The sequence below is a fragment of the Variovorax saccharolyticus genome (assembly GCF_030316765.1).
Taxonomy (GTDB): domain Bacteria; phylum Pseudomonadota; class Gammaproteobacteria; order Burkholderiales; family Burkholderiaceae_C; genus Variovorax; species Variovorax saccharolyticus.
This window is the reverse complement of the sequence record NZ_JASZYT010000003.1, coordinates 604,203-620,098: the sequence shown is the minus strand read 5'-3', so window position 1 is coordinate 620,098 and position 15,896 is coordinate 604,203. Positions and strand designations below refer to the sequence as shown.

General features: G+C 68.2%; 11 protein-coding genes. 2 read left to right on the top strand and 9 right to left on the bottom strand.

All coding sequences use genetic code 11. The features are described from left to right. Positions 1 to 9: 9 nt before the first annotated feature. Both QTI45_RS13550 and QTI45_RS13545 read left to right on the top strand, forming a co-directional pair. Complete coding sequence (locus tag QTI45_RS13550; protein WP_286368786.1) at positions 10 to 450, top strand: low molecular weight protein-tyrosine-phosphatase; 441 nt, start codon at positions 10 to 12, stop codon at positions 448 to 450. Next, positions 447 to 2,699 (top strand): polysaccharide biosynthesis tyrosine autokinase, encoded by a 2,253-nt coding sequence (locus QTI45_RS13545; protein ID WP_286368354.1) that lies wholly within the window; start codon positions 447 to 449, stop codon positions 2,697 to 2,699. The genes QTI45_RS13550 and QTI45_RS13545 overlap by 4 nt, the downstream gene beginning before the upstream one ends. A 178-nt stretch (positions 2,700 to 2,877) precedes the next feature. Here QTI45_RS13545 and QTI45_RS13540 read toward each other — a convergent pair whose 3' ends face one another. The 9 genes from QTI45_RS13540 to QTI45_RS13500 all read right to left on the bottom strand — a co-directional run bounded on the left by QTI45_RS13540 (position 2,878) and on the right by QTI45_RS13500 (position 15,681). Next, on the bottom strand, positions 2,878 to 4,104 hold the full coding sequence (locus tag QTI45_RS13540) for a glycosyltransferase WbuB (protein ID WP_286368355.1): 1,227 nt from the start codon (positions 4,102 to 4,104) through the stop codon (positions 2,878 to 2,880). Next, positions 4,101 to 5,321 carry a glycosyltransferase gene (locus tag QTI45_RS13535; RefSeq protein ID WP_286368356.1) on the bottom strand — a complete coding sequence of 407 codons (1,221 nt, stop codon included), beginning with the start codon at positions 5,319 to 5,321 and terminating at the stop codon, positions 4,101 to 4,103. The genes QTI45_RS13540 and QTI45_RS13535 overlap by 4 nt, the downstream gene beginning before the upstream one ends. Next, positions 5,318 to 6,664: an O-antigen ligase family protein gene (locus QTI45_RS13530; protein ID WP_286368357.1), complete on the bottom strand. Its 1,347-nt coding sequence runs from the start codon at positions 6,662 to 6,664 to the stop codon at positions 5,318 to 5,320. The genes QTI45_RS13535 and QTI45_RS13530 overlap by 4 nt, the downstream gene beginning before the upstream one ends. After that, positions 6,661 to 7,842: a glycosyltransferase family 4 protein gene (locus QTI45_RS13525; RefSeq protein WP_286368358.1), complete on the bottom strand. Its 1,182-nt coding sequence runs from the start codon at positions 7,840 to 7,842 to the stop codon at positions 6,661 to 6,663. Before QTI45_RS13525 ends, QTI45_RS13530 begins: the two co-directional genes overlap by 4 nt. Next, positions 7,839 to 8,885: a hypothetical protein gene (locus QTI45_RS13520; RefSeq protein WP_286368359.1), complete on the bottom strand. Its 1,047-nt coding sequence runs from the start codon at positions 8,883 to 8,885 to the stop codon at positions 7,839 to 7,841. Before QTI45_RS13520 ends, QTI45_RS13525 begins: the two co-directional genes overlap by 4 nt. A gap of 31 nt (positions 8,886 to 8,916) precedes the next feature. After that, positions 8,917 to 9,882: a GDP-L-fucose synthase gene (gene fcl, locus QTI45_RS13515; protein WP_286368360.1), complete on the bottom strand. Its 966-nt coding sequence runs from the start codon at positions 9,880 to 9,882 to the stop codon at positions 8,917 to 8,919. Positions 9,883 to 9,915: 33 nt separating this feature from the next. Then, positions 9,916 to 11,352 carry a mannose-1-phosphate guanylyltransferase/mannose-6-phosphate isomerase gene (locus tag QTI45_RS13510; protein WP_286368361.1) on the bottom strand — a complete coding sequence of 479 codons (1,437 nt, stop codon included), beginning with the start codon at positions 11,350 to 11,352 and terminating at the stop codon, positions 9,916 to 9,918. A 19-nt stretch (positions 11,353 to 11,371) separates the two neighbouring features. Continuing rightward, positions 11,372 to 12,094: a sugar transferase gene (locus QTI45_RS13505; RefSeq protein ID WP_286368362.1), complete on the bottom strand. Its 723-nt coding sequence runs from the start codon at positions 12,092 to 12,094 to the stop codon at positions 11,372 to 11,374. A gap of 485 nt (positions 12,095 to 12,579) precedes the next feature. Then, positions 12,580 to 15,681 carry an Rne/Rng family ribonuclease gene (locus tag QTI45_RS13500; RefSeq protein WP_286654697.1) on the bottom strand — a complete coding sequence of 1,034 codons (3,102 nt, stop codon included), beginning with the start codon at positions 15,679 to 15,681 and terminating at the stop codon, positions 12,580 to 12,582. Between the last annotated feature and the right edge of the window lie 215 nt (positions 15,682 to 15,896).

Sequence of the window (15,896 nt, the reverse complement as noted above, 5' to 3'; positions counted from 1 at the left end):
GAAGTGACCATCCGGAACATTCTCGTCGTGTGCATCGGAAACATCTGCCGCAGCCCCATGGCCGAAGGCCTGATCGCCGCGGCGCTGCCGAACGCGCAGGTGACGTCGGCCGGCCTCGGCGCCCTGGTGGGGGAGCCTGCGGACGCGATCGCCTGTGAGCTGATGCAGCAGCGCGGCATTTCGATCGACGGGCACCGGGCGCGGCAGATCAGCCTCGATGCCTGCCAGCGTGCCGACCTGATCCTGGTGATGGACGTCGCGCAGCGGCGCGCGGTCGAAGAGCGCTACCTGTTTGCCTCCGGCAAGGTGTTTCGTCTTTGTGAGTTCAGCGATCAGGACATTCCGGACCCCTACCGGGCCGGCCGTGCCTCCTTCGAGCGGTCCCTGACGCTCATCGAAGACGGGACCCGGCAGTGGCTCCAACGCATTTCAAGAGTATCCAGTCGATGAATTCCTCTCTCACTCCCAAATCCAATCCAAGTTCCTTCGGTACGGCGGACGAGGAGGATTTCGACTTCGGCCACTACCTGGAGGTGCTGGTCGCGAACAAGTGGCTGATTGCCTTAGTCACCCTGGTCGTGTTTCTCGGCGGCGCGGTGTACGCCTTCCTGCAGCGCCCGGTCTACGAGTCCAACATGGTGATCCAGGTCGAGGACACCGACGGCGGCGGCAAGGGCATCCTCAGCGAAGCCGGCGGGCTGGTGGACCTCAAGACACCGGCCAACGCCGAGATCGAGATCATTCGTTCGCGCATGGTGCTGGGCAAGGCGGTCGATGCGATCAAGCTCTACGTCGTTGCCAGCCCGAACTACGTTCCCTACGTCGGCGGCTGGCTGGCGCGGCGCGCGACCGGCCTTTCGGACCCGGGTTTCATGGGTTTCGCCGGCTACGTGTCGGGCGCCGAAAAGATCACGGTGGCCGAGTTCGAGGTCCCCGAGTCGATGGAAGGCACGTTCTTCAAGGTGACGGCCAAGGGCGGCGGCCAGTTCGCGCTCAGTTCGCCGCGGCTGGCCCAGGAACTGGTCGGCTCGGTCGGCACGCCGTTGAAGGCGCAGACGCCCGAGGGGCCCATCGAGCTGGTCGTGAGCAGGCTGGACGGCAAGCCGGGCGCCGAGTTCAACCTGCGGCGCGTCGCCAGGCTGCCCACGGTCCTGTCGCTGCAGTCGGGCTTGGGCCTGGGGGAGCGCGCCAAGTCGTCCGGGATCATCAACGTGACGCTGCAGGATGTCGATCCTTACCGCGCGGCCCAGGTGCTGAATGCGGTCGGCGGCCAGTACGTCCAGCAGAACATCGAACGCAAAGCGGCCGAAGCCCAGAAGACCCTGGCTTTCCTGGACGTCCAGCTGCCGCAGTACAAGCGCCAGATGGAGGCCGCCGAGGAGACCTACAACCGCTTTCGCAACCAGAAGGGCATGGTGTCCTTCACCGAGGAGGCGAACCAGATCATCACGCAGTCGGTCGATCGGCAGACCAAGCTGCTGGACGCCCAGCAGCGCCGGCGTGAACTCGAGGCACGCTTCACGTCCAGCCACCCGATGGTGCAGACGCTGGACGCCCAGATCGCGGCACTGAGGGCCGATCTGGGTGGCATCCAGACGCGGATCAAGAGCCTGCCCGCGATCCAGCAGGAAGCGGTGCGCATGGAGCGCGACGTCAAGGTCAACACCGAGCTCTATCAATCGCTGCTCAACAGCTCGCTCCAGCTGCGGCTGGTGAAAGAGGGCAAGGTCGGCAACGTGCGCGTGCTCGACGAGGCCGTGGTGCCGTTGGGACCGATCAAGCCGAATCGCAACGTCATGATGGCCGCGGCCCTGGCGCTGGGACTGTTCCTCGGCGTTTGTGCCGCCTTCATCCGCAACGCCTTCATCGAGCAGCGCATCCGCGACCCGCACGAGGTCGAGGCCGACATCGGCCTGCCGGTGTTCTCGACCATTCCGATGAGTCCGGCCCAGGAGGCCATCGCGGCCCGGCGCCTGAGCGGCGCCACCGGCGTGCGTCTGCTGACGATCGAGAAGGCCGACGACCCCGCGGTCGAGAGCCTGCGCAGCCTGCGCACCGCGATGCAGTTCGCGATGCTGGAGTCGCCCAACAACCGCGTGCTGATCACGGGGCCAACTCCGGGCGTCGGCAAGAGCTTCGTTGCCGCCAATTTCGCTGCGCTGATGGCCGCCGCCGGAAGGCGGACCCTGCTGATCGACGCCGACCTGCGCCGTGGCCACACGCACCAGTATTTCGGCCTGCAGCGCCATGGCGGCCTGTCCGAACTGATCGCCGGCAGCCTGACGGTGCAGCAGACCGTGCACCGTCAGGTGGTGCCCAGCCTGGACTTCCTGGCCACCGGCCAGCTGCCGCCGAACCCGGCCGAACTGCTGGTGTCGGACTCCTTCAAGTCGAACCTCGAACGCCTGTCGGAGCAATACGACCTGGTCGTCATCGATGCGCCGCCGGTGCTGGTCGCCGCCGACACGAGCACGATCGCGACGCACGTCGGCACCCTGCTGCTGGTGGCGCGCGCCGACCTGTCGACGATGGGCGAACTCAAGGAGAGCACCCGTCGGCTCGTGATGGGCGGCAAGGCGGCCACCGGTGTGCTGCTCAACGGCATGAACGTGAGCCGCAGGGCTTATGCGGCCTACAAGTACGGGCGCTATCGCTACACCAACTACAACTACGAGAGCATCCTGCCGGAAGAGCAGTAGGCGGCTCACCCCCCAGGTTGCCCGGCACTTCGTGTCCGGGCGCCCACCCCCTACCGGGGGCAACACCAGCGGCCTGGCAAAGCCAGTTCCGCGGTGTTTCACCAACAAAAGGCCTGGCTTCGCCGGCCTTTTTGCCGTTTGCGGGCTGGCTTCCTGGTCGAGAGTTTCGCCGGCCTTTTCAGTTCTTGCGGCAGGCGGCCTGGAGGTCGCGCTCGAACTGCGCCAGGACGGCGTCCCGGTCGAAGTTGGCTTCGGCGAAGGCGCGGGCGCGCAGGCTCAGGTCGCGGCGCAAGGCGGGGTCGGAGGCCAGCTTGAGCACGGCATCGGCAAAAGCGCGGGCGTCGTCCGGAGCGACGGCGATGCCGCATTGCGAGGCGACCTTGCCGAGTTCGGTTTCGGGCCGCGCGCCGGCGACCACCGGGCGGCCGCTGCTGAGCATGCCGGTGAGCTTGGAGGGCATCACGAGATCGGCGGCGTCCGCGCGCTGCGGCAGCAGATGGATGTCGGCAAGGCCCAGCAGGTCGCCCAGGCGCTCGACCGGCTGCAGGTCGAGGAAGCGCACGTTCGCCAGCTTCTCGCAGCGCTGCATCAGGTCGGCGCGGCCGGCGCCGTTGCCGCAGAAGACGAACTCCAGGTCGGGCTGCCCTTGCAGCAGATGCGCCATCTCGGCCAGCAGTTCGAGGCCCTGCTTGGCACCCATGTTGCCGGAATAGAGGGCCACCACTGCATCCGGGCGGATGCCCAGTTCGGCGCGATAGGGGCTCGCAGTGCGCAGCGGCTGCACGGCCTTCACGTCGGCCCAGTTCGGCAGCGAGACCAGCCGCGCGTCGTCGGTGCCTTTGCTGCGGGCGCGCTCCATCATGCGCAGGGAAATGGTCGAGATGCGGTCGAAGCGGCGCATCAGGCCGCGTTCGACGGCGGCGACGAAGGCGCGCACGCGAGCCCCCTTGAGCAGGCCCAGTTCGAAGGCGGCGTCGACCTCGTAGTCCTGGATGTGCAGCCATGCCTTCGCCGAACGCAGGCGCGCGAAGGCCAGCGCCGCCGGCGTGCAGAACAGCGGCGGCTCGGTGACCCACACCACGTCGGGCTTCCAGCGCCATTGCGCGAGCAGGGCGGGAATGCTGGACAGCGCGAAGCTGGCCAGGTGGACCAGCCTTTTCAATCCCGTCACCTTGCGCGGTACCCACAGCGGCGTCCGGAAGACGGTGGCGCCGTTCCAGTCTTCCCGGGTGTAGCGCGAGCCCTTGTAGCCCGGCCAGACCGCCCAGTCCGGATAGTAGGGCGGTGCCGTCACCACCCGGACTTCGTGCCCCCTGGCCGCGAGCCAGGCCACCATCTCGCCTGTGTACTTGCCGATGCCGGTCAGTTCCGGCGTGAAATTGATTCCGTAGACGAGAAGTTTCATTGGCCCTCGGGCAGCATTCCGGTACCGTTCCGGCGTTTCTTCGACGGCGCCGAGGCGTCGAGCGCCGGCGCGTTCTCGCTGACGATCCGCAGCAGCTTTTCCGCCACCTCGCCGACCTGGAAGCGCTGCCGGAACGAGCGCCGCGCGGCCGTGCGCATCGCGTCGGCTTCGGCTGGCGCCAGCGCCAGCCAGCGCTGCAGCGTCTCGATCGTGCCGGCCAGCGTGTCGGAGGCCACGATGCCGGCGCCGTCCTGCTCGATCTCGCGCCAGATGTTGACCTTGTCGCTCAGCAGGGTGGGCTTGCCGCAGGCCAGGGCTTCCACCACGGCGATGCCGAAGTTCTCCTGGTGGGAGGGCAGGCAGAACACATCCGCCGCGTGAAAGGCGCCCCACTTGAGGTCGCCCTGCAGCATCCCGGTCCAGGTGATGCGGTTCGCGATGCCGAGTTCGTCGGCGCGGTGCTTGAGTTGCCGCACCAGCGCTTCTTCGCCCGGACCGGCCATCACGAGCCGCAGGTCGGGCTCCGCGCCGGCGACGCGGGCGAAGGCATCGACCAGGAGATCGCCGCCCTTCTTCTCGTGGATGCGCCCCAGATAGAGCAGCGCCCGCTTGCCCCGAAGCTCGGGAAACCGGGCCAGGAAGGCTTCGGTCAGGGCCGCTGCGTCCGACGGCGGCTCGGAGGTGCCGTAGGAGCCCACGACTTCGCGCGCGCGATAGAGCCAGAAGGACCGGCGGGCGAGCAGACGCTCCTCCTCGCAGGTGAAGATCACCGCGGCCGCATCGCGCAGCACCCGGTACTCGCCCCATGGCCAGTAGAGCCACTTCTTGAGGTGCTTCAGCGGATAGCGCCGCTTGAACCACGGATCGAGCATGCCGTGCGTGTAGACGAAGTAGGGCGTGGGCGATGCGCGCAGGGCGCGCCACGCGGCAAAGCCGGTGTACTGCCACAGGCCATTGACGATCACCGCGTCGTAGCCGGTCGCGTGTTCGCGCAGCCATTCGACCACCAGCGGCGTGTAGCCGTAGCTGGTGCGCGACGGACCCAGCGCGTGGACCGGTGCCGGGCATTCGCGCACGCTGGCCGAGGATGGGTCGTCCAGGCTCAGCAACTCGCTGTCGTGGCCGAGGCCGACGAGCGCTTCATGGATGCGCAGCACGCCTTCGATCGGGCCGCCGCCCCGGGGGTCGACCGAAGGGATCAGGTGGAGCAGTCTCACGTCGATGGCTTGCGAGGAGGAAAGAACTCGGTCGTCGGGTGCCTGAAGACGAGCAATCCGAAGGCCAGGATGAGGCCCAGCAGCCCGTGCGCCGAGAGCTGGCCGATGGCCGGCCAGGTGAGCAGCGCGACCGCCACGCTCAGCCACAGCAGCAGCGGATAAGGCGATTGCAGCCGGTAGGCCAGGCGCAGGCTCTTGCCAATGCAGACCACGATGACGACCACCTTCAGCGCCGTGAAGGCATAGCCGATCAAGCCGCCTTCCAGCAGGATCCGGCCGGCTTCGATCTCCGCGATCGTGAAGGCCTGGCTGCCGGTGCGCACGTAGCCCGCCAGGTTGGAGCCCAGGCCGATCCCCTGGCCGAGCCAGCTGAAGTTGTCGTAGACGTGGGCCTCGCCGATGAAGGTCATGAGCAGCCGGCCCCAGAAACCCTCGTCGGCCGCCGCCTGTTCGAAGCGCTGGCTGGTGTTCTCGATCGCGCCGCTGAAGGCATAGAGCAGCACCGCAATGAGCAGCACGCCGACGACGACCGTCACGCCGGCACGCACGCGCGCCTTGCCCCGCGCCAGCCAGAGCCGGCCCAGGAAGTAGGCCATCAGGATGGCGCCAGCGAAAAGCACGGCGGCCCGCGAGCCGCTGACCAGGCTGCCGACCGCGAAGCCGCCCAGCGCCGCCATGGCGAACAGCGATTGCGCCCGCGTTCGCTTGCGGGCCGCGACGACGCCGAAGACCAGCGGCGCCACCATCGCCAGGAAGGTGGCGTAGCCCAGCGTGAAGCTGAAGGTGCCGGTGGTGCGGACCACGCCCGGGACCACGGTGAAGACGGTGGTCTCGTCGCCGCCGTCCGTCTGGGCGTTGATGCGGGCGCTGGGTGGCGACAGGTACTGCAGCACGGCCAGAGGGGCCATGAGCACCAGGCAGCCGACGGCGACCAGCACCGCGGTCCGGTAGTCGGTCTCGTTCATCGACGCCGCCGCGGCCACCGCGAACCAGGCGTAGAAGAGCCAGAAGCGCAAGCCGATCAGCAGGATGGTGGGCGAACTCGCGCCGCCCACGAGTTGCATCAGGCCCCAGGCCACCACCAGGCAGGACCATGCGAGCATCACCGCGGTGGCGACCGGCTGCCGCTTCAGATGCCCGTGCGACCAGGCGTACATGATCACGTAGGCCGCCAGCACGTCGCGCAGCAGGATCAGCGGCAGCGTGGCGGACGACACCGCCCACTTGCGGATGGCGCCCTCGAGCACGACGACGAGCAGCACCCCGATGAACGCGTAGCCCGCCCGGCTCATCGAAGCCCGGCGAACCCGGTCGAACGGCAGGGAGGCCGCAGTGCTGTTCATCGAACGAACTCCTCGATCAGTTGTCCCGCCCGGTCCCGGTAGCTGGCCCACGAGAAGGTCTGGCCGGCGCGCAGCGCCGCCGGCCGTGCGGCGCGCAGCAGTCCGGGCTCTTCGATCAACCGGCGCGCCGTGGCATACAGAGAGTCGACCTCGGGCTCGACGATCCAGCCGGCGCCCGGGTGATTCTCGATCATTGCCTTGGCACCTGTCTGCGTCGACACGATGGCCGGCGTGCCGCAGGCCATCGCCTCGGCGACCACCATTCCGAACGAGTCGGAGCGCGACGGCAGCAGCAGGCAGTCGGCCTGCGACAGCACCGCATACAGCGTCTGCTGCGGTGCGTTGGCGCGATGGCGCGCATCGGGCGTCGCCTCGACCGCCGCCAGCAACGCCGGATCTGCGACACCGCCCATGAACTCCAGGTCGTAGCGCAGACCCTCGGCGTGCAGGCGGCGGAAGGCCTCGACGATCACGTCGACCGCCTTGCGGTGGCACAACGTGCCGGCGAAGACGAAGCGGGGCGCACCCGGGCCGGGCTGCCATGCCGGGATGTCCGCCGGCGGTTCGGCGCCGAGCAGGACGGGACGCAGCTTGTCCGCGGCGACGCCGTTCGAGACATAGCTTTCCGCCGCCAGCGGGGAGCAGGTGAGGATCAGGTCAGCGAGGCGGACTTCCTCGTCCTTGCGACGGTTGATCTCGGGCGTGTAGGGGGTGTCGAAGCCGCCGAAGAGCTCCTTGGCCGCCTGGTGGTGGAACGCCGCCGCATCCAGCACGCAGCGCGCGCCGATCGACCGCGCGGCCTGGAAGCTGTGGTAGGCCGCATTTTCGTAGGCGACCACGACCTTGGGCCTGTGCTTGAGGATCTGCCGCGCCGCCCAGGCGTCGAACCAATGGAAGATGCGGTGCGCGCCGTCCAGGCCCGGGCCGCCCCAGTGGAACTTCTGCGAGGCACGCATCGCGATCTGGAAACGCGCCGGGTGGCGGCGCAGCGCGCGCGGAATGTCGACGGTGCGGATCTTCTGCCGGTATTGCTCGGGCATCCACCAGGGCGCCGGTTCGCCTCTTGCGGCCACCGGCACGCCCGACCAGAACGATTGCAGCAGCGAGCGCTCGTGAAGCGCCAGGGCCAGCTGATGCGAATGCTGCAGCCCCGGATGGGTGACGAGCACGGGCGTCATGGTGGCGAGCCGACGCCGTGCATCGGCGGCTTGGCGACGCTCGGCAGCGCGCCGCGGCGGGCCTGCGCCGTCTGAGCCGCCAACTGTCGAAGCACCGCCTGGTGCGCCGACAGCCGATGCGGCTCGTACCAGTTCCTCGCCTCCCGGCCGACGCGTGCGGGATTGATTCCTGCATCGTCGAGCGCTTCGAATCCGAAGGCGTAGTGACGGTTGGCGACCAGTCCGTCCCTGGTCCGGTTCGAGGGCGACAACAAGATCGTGCAGAGCCCGTGCGCGCAATAGGCGGCGAAGACGCTGCTCTTCGCGACGTCCTCGGCCGGATAGGCCAGCGCCCCGTACCGGGCCTCGGCCATGCGGGCGTCCACTTCGTCGGCGGGCAGCTTGCCGTGGACCACGGCGCCGCTGGCTGCCAGGCGGGCGGCCAGCGCACTCTGGGGCGGGAAGGCCGGGCCGATGTCGTGGATCTGCAGGCCCTTGCGCTCGGCGCTGCGAAAGATCTCGCCGTCGGCCCATTGATAGACGTTCGCCCGCACGCCCGAGGTGCCGAAAACGACGATCTCGTCCTTGCGGGAGGTCGCGATCGCATCGGGCTCGCCCACGGTCGAGAAGATCGGCAGCACCCGGTGCGGCACGGCCCCGGCCCGCGACGCGAGCAGCCAGCGCGCCGAGTCGTCGCGGCTGGTGATCCAGAAATCAGCCATCGCCAGCATGTCGCGTGCAATGACCTTCTGGATGCCGCTGAGCCAGAAAGCCGAACGCCACGGCGGGCCGACCGCGAACAGCTCGTGAAAGACGAAACCGACGCTGTCGAAGCGAGGCCGCATCTCGCGCACGGCACGCACCAGCCACAACGGAACGCCGCGCTTCTGGTAGCCGTAGCCGCTGAAGTGCACCAGCAGCACGCGGCCGCCGAAGCCGTCGATCGGGGTCTGCGGCGTCAGCTCGACCAGCGGGGCGTCCAGCGCTGCGCCGACCAGCGAGGCGTAGTCCTTCACGCCGCCCGGTCCCGGCGGAATGATGGAAATGGAGGAAGAAGCGTTCATCCCTTGGATCGCGGCGACCACGGCCGGCCCTTCAGGCGACCAGCGCTTCGCTGCAGAAGTCCTCGTAGGCGTTGGCAATCCCTTCGCGCAGGGCCACCTCCGGCTGCCAGCCGAGCTTGCGGATGCGCGAGATGTCCAGCAGCTTGCGCGGCGTGCCGTCGGGCTTGCTGGTGTCGTACTGGATGCTGCCCTGGTAGCCGACCACGTCGCTGACCAGCTGCGCCAGATCTGCGATCGACAGGTCCTCGCCGGTGCCGACATTGATGTGGCTGGCCATGACCTCGGTGTGGGCTGCGTAGGTCTCGCGCGGCAGGTCCATGACGTGGACGCAGGCCCGCGCCATGTCGTCGACGTAGAGGAACTCGCGCTTGGGCGAACCCGTACCCCAGATCACGACGGCCGGGGCGTCGTTGAGCTTCGCCTCGTGGAAGCGCCGGATCATCGCCGGCAGCACATGGCTGTTCTCGGGGTGGTAGTTGTCGCCCGGCCCGTAGAGGTTGGTCGGCATCACGCTGCGGAAATCGCAGCCGTACTGGCGGTTGTAGCTCTCGCACAGCTTGATGCCGGCGATCTTGGCGATCGCGTAGGGCTCGTTGGTCGGCTCCAGCTTGCCCGTCAGCAGCGCGTCTTCCGACATCGGCTGCTGCGCGAGCCGCGGATAGATGCAGCTCGATCCCAGGAACAGCAGCTTGGCGACACTGGTGCGCCAGGCTTCGTGGATCAGGTTGGCCTCGACCATCAGGTTCGAATAGATGAACTCGGCCGGATAGCTGTTGTTGGCGTGGATGCCGCCGACCTTCGCGGCCGCGACATAGACCTCCTGCGGCTTCTCCTCGGCGAAGAAGGCCCGCACCTGCGCCTGGTCGGTCAGGTCGAGTTCGGAGCGGCTGCGGGCGATGATCCCGGTGTAGCCCTGCTGTTCGAGGCAGCGCACGATGGCGCTGCCGACCATGCCGCGGTGGCCCGCCACGAAAATCCGCTTCTGCAATTCGTTCATTTCAATATCGCCTGGGGCGCCGCCATCGGAAATTCAGGCCAGCTTTCTTGCATCGCCTAGGCCGGGCGACTCGACGTCGGCGATACGCACGATGTCGTCTTCGCCCAGGTAGCCGCCGGTCTGGACCTCGATCACCTCGAGCTCGGTCTTGCCGGCATTCTCGAGCCGATAGACCGCGCCAACTGGAATGTAGATCGACTCGTTCTCCTTCACCAGCACGGCCCGGTCGTCGCAGAGCACGCGGGCCGTGCCCTTGACCACCACCCAGTGCTCGGCACGATGGTGGTGCATCCGAAGGGCCAGGCGCGCACCGGGTTTGACCGTCAGCCGCTTGACCGCGAAGCGCTCGCCATCGTCGATGCTGTCGTAGGCGCCCCAGGGCCTCGGAATCCGACGATGCCGGGTGGCCTGGCTGTGGCCGTGCGTGGTCAGCAGCGCGACCACGTCCTTGACCTGCTCCGCGCATTCCCGGTGCACCACCAGCAGGGCGTCGGGGGTGTCGATCACCAGCAGATCCTTGGTCCCGAGCGCGACGACCGGACGGCTCGGCGCATGGATGAAGGTGTTGGTCGCACCCATCGCGAAGCCCTGGCCGCTGATGCGGTTGCCGTTGGCATCGGCGTCGTGGAGGTCGGCGACCGCGTTCCAGCTCCCGACGTCGCTCCAGCGACCCTGGAAGGGGATGACCGCCACGCGGTCGCATTTCTCGAGCACCGCGTAGTCGATGCTCTGGCTGCGGCAGCGGCCGAAGGCTGCGCTGTCCATCCGCAGGAAGTCGCCATCCGTCTCGATGGCGGCAGTGGCCTGCTTGCAGCTGTCGAGGATGTCCGGGGCATGCGCCTGCAGCGCCGCGATCAGGACCTTCGCCTGGACCAGCAGGATGCCTGCATTCCAGAGGTTGCCGCCTTCGAGCAGCAACTGTTCGGCGCGCTCGGCCGGCGGCTTCTCGATGAAGGCCGCGACCTTGCGGCCCGACTCGTTCTCCAGCGCGAGGTCGAGCTTGTCGCCCTGGCGGATGTAGCCGTAGGCCGTGCTCGGAAAGGATGGCTCGACGCCGAAGGTCACGAGATGGCCGGCGAGCGCCGCCGCCACGCCCATCTGGACCGTTGCCGCGAAGCGCTCCGGCTCGGGGATGTAGTGGTCGGCTGGCGCGAACAGCAGCAGCTGTTCAGGATCGGCCAGCAGGGCGGCCGCGGCCATGGCGGCGGCGGTGTTGCGCGCCACCGGTTCGAGCAGCTGCTTGCCGCTGACCCGGGCGGCATCGATCGCCTCCTGCACCAGGAAGCGGTGCTCTTCCGCGGCCACGCAGGTCACTTCGGGGTTGAGCAGGCGCAGGCGTTCGAGCGTGAGCAGCAACAAGCTCTTGTTGCCGACCAGCGGCGCGAACTGCTTGGGCAGGGTCTTGCGGGAAAGCGGCCACAAACGGGTGCCACTGCCACCGCACAGAACGACCGGCCGGATTCGGGTCATCGGCAAGTCTCCGCGCGGCTCATCGGGAGCCATCGCCCGTGACGACGGCGCGAACCGTCTTCAGCAGGATCTTGATGTCGAGCCACAGCGACCAGTTGTTCACGTATTCCACGTCGAGTTCGACGCGGCGGGCATAGGAGAGCCGATTGCGGCCGCTGACCTGCCAGAGGCCGGTGATGCCGGGACGCATTGCGCAATAGTGCTCCCAGCCCTTGCCGTAGAGGCTGCGCTGGCGCTCCATGCAGGGACGCGGGCCGACCAGGCTCATGTCGCCCTTGAGGACGTTCCAGAACTGCGGCAGTTCATCCAGGCTGAGCTTGCGGATGACCTGGCCGATCGGCGTGATGCGCGGGTCCTTCTCCAGCTTCTGGAAGGTGTCCCATTCGGTGCGGGCCATGTCGCTGCGGCTCAGAAACTCGTCCAGCACGTTGTCCGAGTTGCGCACCATCGAGCGGAACTTGTAAAAGCGGAAGCGCTGGCCGCGTTCGCCGAGCCGGGTCTGCCAGAAATGGACCGGACGTCCCATGCTGACCAGCACGCCCAGCGCCACCAGCAGGTAAATCGGCCCGAAGACGGCGAAGAAGAACAGCGCACCGGCGATGTCGAAGCCGCGTTTTGCGATGCGTGCGACGAGGGTCAGCCGCGGCGGCCGGGCCTGCACGGGGGGGGCGGAAGAGCCTCCGCCATCCGGGGGGAAGCGTCGGACCACGTTGCCGCTGGCGGTCGAATCGGAACGAAACATCTGATATTCCCCCGTAACGGGTGCTGCCTCAAACTAGAGCGTGGCAGTGTAACGCTTTACTACTATCCGCAAGAATTTGAACATATGTCGCAGCGGCTGTCGTGTCAACAAAAGCCGTACGTCGTCCGCCAAACGGCGTAGGCTGCCCCCTCTGTACGGACCTTCATCGAGGTCAATGGTGCAGCGCAACATCGTAAGTAAGAGTGTAGTCCTTTGGTATGACAAATTGTTAATGCGAATGCGCATCAAGGTGTTGTTTGTGCACGCCGTTCGTTGATTTGAGAACTAGTACCGATGGTTTCGTTTGTGAATAGCCACACAGCATCGGGGCGTCACGGTTTCCGCCGGCGGAACGGCCCTGCCGACGAACGGTCGGCGGCGGCGGACACGAAAGCACCATCGGCTGTCCGGCCGACGCCCGGCGCGGGTTCGGAAGACAAAAAAAGGGAGGCCGCGGCCTCCCTTTTTCGTAGGCGCCCGGCCTTTCAGTGTGCCGCGTCGGCTCCGCGTGCAGCGTCTTCGAACGGCAGCGTCATCGATCCGAGGTCGCGGCGGGTTTCCACCAGGACCAGCGGACCTTCGTCGATCACGATCGCCGGCGGGCGCTCGCGCGGAACGTGCTGGGGCTTGGGTTCGGCCGCAATCGCCGCGCGAACCGCCGCCACGCGCTCGGCGTCGGAATTGACCCAATGCAGGCCCGAGCCTTCCGCCACCTGCGCCAGTTCGTCCAGCGGCAGTTCGAAGGGCTGGACCTTCGGCAATGCGCGCGAGGACGGCGCCTTCGCTTCGACCACGATGGGCGTCGAAGGCGCCGCGACCGGGCGTTCCGTGCGCACCGGTGCCGGCGGCAAGGCCGTCCGGGCGACCGCTTCTTCGTCTTGCACGGCGGCCGCGGCGGCAGCAGCAGGCAGGGCCTCGGCGGCGTCTTCGCGCGGCGCGCGCTCGCGGCGATCGCGTCCGTAGCGGTCGCGCGACCGGCCACGTCGTTCGTCGCCTTCGCGGCGCGGCGCGGCCTCGCCCTGGTCTTCGCCGTTCGCGAACTCCGTGGTGGCACCGATCGCAGCTTCGGGCAGCGCAGCGTCGGCTGCTTCCGGTGTCGGCGCCGGTGCGTCGTTGCGGCGCTCCCGGCGGCCGTCGTTGCGTTCGCCGCGAGGCGGGCGGTCCTCGCCCCGGCCGTTGCGTGTGCCGCGCTCGCCCGAGGCGCCTTCCGGGACCACCTCGCCCTGAAAGTCGCGCGAGGCGTCGCCGTTGCGTTCGCGGGCGCCTTCTCCGCTACGTTCTCCAGTGCGCTCTCCAGTGCGCTCTCCGGTGCGCTCTCCGGTGCGTTCGCCGCGTTCGCCGCGTTCGCGGCGCTCGCCACGTCCGCGCGGTGCGCGCTCCGACGGGCTCGGCGACTCGTTGCCCTCGGCTGCGCTCGGCGCCAGCGCCTGGGCATCGATCTGGACGTCGGTGGCTTCGGCCGGCAGTTGGCGGGCTTCGCCGTCGCGGCGCTCGCCGCGTCCGCGACGCTCGCCGTCGCGCGGTGCCCGGGTCTCGCGGGGCTCACGCGGCTCGCGCTGCTCCCGGACCTGGGTCTCGGTGCGGGCTTCGCCTCGCCCTTCGCGGCGCTCGCCGTCGCGGCGTTCGCCGGAGCGTCCGCCTCGGCGCTCGCCGCCACGGCCTTCACCGTCGCGGCCACCGCGGCCTTCGCCCCGGCCGCCGCGGCGCTGTTCGCCGTCACGTGCTGCACGCGCGCCTTCGCCATCGCGACCGCCGCGGCCGTCGCGGCGCGGCTTCGGGGGTTCCACCGGAATCACGGCGGGGGCCGGAGCCGGGGCGGGAGCCGCCGTCGTGGCGCCGCCGAACAGGCTCTTGATCCAGCCGAACAAGCCCGATTCGGCCGATTTGGCAGGGATGGCCACCGGAGCGGGTGCCGCAGCGGCCGGCGCGGGTGCCGCCACCGGCGGACGCACCGCTTCGGGCTTCGGCACCGCGACCGGCGCCGGCGCGTCGGGCAGCACGCCCTTGATCACCGGCGTCTGCTTGTTGGTCGGCTCCTGCGAGCGGCGCGTGACCGAGGTCGGATCCTCGATCTCGTCGGCCATGCGGTAGCTGGCCTCGATGTGGTCGAGGCGCGGATCGTCGTGCTTGAGGCGTTCGAGCCTGTAGTTGGGCGTCTCGAGCGTCTTGTTGGGCACCATCAGCACGGTCACGCGCTGCTTGAGCTCGATCTTGGCGATCTCGGGGCGCTTTTCGTTCAGCAGGAACGACGCCACCTCGACCGGCACCTGGACGTGCACGGCGGCCGTGTTGTCCTTCATCGACTCTTCCTGAATGATGCGCAGGATCTGCAGCGCGCTCGATTCGGTGTCGCGGATGTGGCCCGAGCCGCCGCAGCGCGGGCAGGGGATCGACGAGCCTTCGCTGAGCGCCGGCTTCAGGCGCTGGCGGCTCATCTCCATCAGGCCGAACTTGCTGATCGAGCCGAACTGGACGCGGGCGCGGTCTTGCCGCAGCGCGTCGCGCAGGCGGCTTTCGACCTCGCGGCGGTTCTTCGACTCGTCCATGTCGATGAAGTCGATCACGATCAGGCCGCCGAGGTCGCGCAGGCGCATCTGGCGCGCGACTTCGTCGGCGGCTTCCAGGTTGGTGCGGGTGGCGGTTTCCTCGATGTCGCCGCCCTTGATCGCGCGGGCCGAGTTGACGTCGACCGAGACCAGCGCCTCGGTGTGGTCGATCACGATCGCGCCGCCGCTGGGCAGCTGCACCGTGCGGGCATAGGCCGATTCGATCTGGTGCTCGATCTGGAAGCGGCTGAACAGGGCGGCGTCGTCGCGGTAGCGCTTCACCCGGGCGGCATGCTCGGGCATCACGTGCGCCATGAACTGCTGCGCCTGGTCGTAGATGTCGTCGGTGTCGATCAGGATGTCGCCGATGTCGTGATTGAAATAGTCACGGATCGCGCGGATCACCAGCGAGGATTCCTGGTAGATCAGGAAGGCGCCCTTGGCGCCCTTGGCGGCGCCGTCGATGGCGCTCCAGAGCTTGAGCAGGTAGTTCAGGTCCCATTGCAGCTCGGGGGCCGAACGGCCGATGCCGGCGGTGCGGGCGATGATGCTGGCGCCCTTCGGGTACTCCAGCTGGTCCATCGCCTCCTTGAGCTCGGCCCGGTCGTCGCCCTCGATGCGCCGGCTGACGCCGCCGCCGCGCGGGTTGTTCGGCATCAGCACGACATAGCGGCCGGCCAGCGAGATGAAGGTGGTCAGGGCCGCGCCCTTGTTGCCGCGCTCTTCCTTCTCGACCTGCACGACCAGTTCCTGGCCTTCGCGGATCGCGTCCTGGATCCGGGCCTGGCTGGCCGAGACGCCTTCGGCGAAATACTGCTTGGAGATTTCCTTGAACGGCAGGAAGCCGTGGCGGTCTTCGCCGTAGTCGACGAAACAGGCTTCCAGCGAGGGCTCGACGCGCGTGACGACGGCCTTGTAGATGTTGCCCTTGCGCTGTTCGCGCCCTTCGATCTCGATTTCGTAGTCGAGGAGCTTCTGCCCGTCGACGATGGCCAGGCGGCGCTCTTCAGGCTGCGTGGCGTTGATCAGCATCCGTTTCATGATGCGTTGTCCTTATGTCTGTTCGTATCGCTCTTACCGGTCCATGACGGACCTAACGATGCACGGACGACGCTCGCGAAACGAAGGAATTGCCGCTAAACCCAGGCTGCTGGGGCCGCCGCGCGAACGCGGACAACCACACCGAGAGTCAACTCGATGTCAGACGGGGTGGGGGCGCGTGGATGAGCGCAAGCCGCATGAGGTGTCGATCTGCT